Origin of the sequence: Actinomyces gerencseriae DSM 6844 (assembly GCF_000429265.1) — a bacterium.
GTDB lineage: Bacteria > Actinomycetota > Actinomycetes > Actinomycetales > Actinomycetaceae > Actinomyces > Actinomyces gerencseriae.
On record NZ_AUBN01000031.1, the window covers coordinates 1 to 1,182 of the forward strand.

Consider the following 1,182-nt stretch of genomic DNA (forward strand, 5'->3'; position numbering starts at 1 on the left):
GGGGGGGTGGGGGTGTGTGTTTGTGTTGGCCTGTTAGTACCAGTCGGCTTCGACCGTTGCCGGTCTTCCACGTCTGGCCTATCGACCCAGTGGTCTGCTGGGGGCCTTCCAGCAGCACGGGGTGCTGCTGCGGAGACCTGGTCTTGAAGGTGGTTTCCCGCTTAGATGCTTTCAGCGGTTACCCTGTCCGAACGTAGCCAACCAGCCGTGCCCCGGGCGGGACAACTGGCACACCAGAGGTTCGTCCGTCCCGGTCCTCTCGTACTGGGGACAGGTCTTCTCAAGTCTCCTGCGCGCGCAGAGGATAGGGACCGAACTGTCTCACGACGTTCTAAACCCAGCTCGCGTACCGCTTTAATGGGCGAACAGCCCAACCCTTGGGACCTGCTCCAGCCCCAGGATGCGACGAGCCGACATCGAGGTGCCAAACCATGCCGTCGATATGGACTCTTGGGCAGGATCAGCCTGTTATCCCCGGGGTACCTTTTATCCGTTGAGCGACGACCCATCCACACGGGATCGCCGGATCACTAGTTCCTGCTTTCGCACCTGCTCGACCCGTCGGTCTCGCAGTCAAGCTCCCTTGTGCACTTGCACTCGCCACCTGGTTGCCGACCAGGCTGAGGGAACCTTTGAGCGCCTCCGTTACCTTTTAGGAGGCAACCGCCCCAGTTAAACTACCCACCAGGCACTGTCCCTGACCCGGATCACGGGCCCAGGTTCAGGCGCACGCCACAGCCAGAGTGGTATCTCAACAACGACTCCGCCGCCGCTGACGCGACGGCCTCAACGTCTCCCACCTATCCTGCACAAACCATGGCGGACGCCAATACCAAGCTGTAGTGAAGGTCCCGGGGTCTTTCCGTCCTTCTGCGCGTAACGAGCATCTTTACTCGTACTGCAATTTCGCCGAGCCCGTGGTGGAGACAGCGGGGAAGTCGTTACGCCATTCGTGCAGGTCGGAACTTACCCGACAAGGAATTTCGCTACCTTAGGATGGTTATAGTTACCACCGCCGTTTACTGGGGCTTGAACTCACCCCTTCACCCCCATCACAGGGGGCTGAGGGATCCTCTTAACCTTCCAGCACCGGGCAGGCGTCAGTCCGTATACATCGCCTTACGGCTTCGCACGGACCTGTGTTTTTAGTAAACAGTCGCTCCCCCCTGCTCTCTGCGGCCC

The 1,182-nt window shown here is 60.2% G+C and carries 1 rRNA gene; it reads right to left on the reverse strand.

The features are described 5' to 3' along the window. Positions 1–12: 12 nt before the first annotated feature. Positions 13–1,182 (reverse strand): 23S ribosomal RNA (locus G448_RS0109600); the annotation flags it as partial.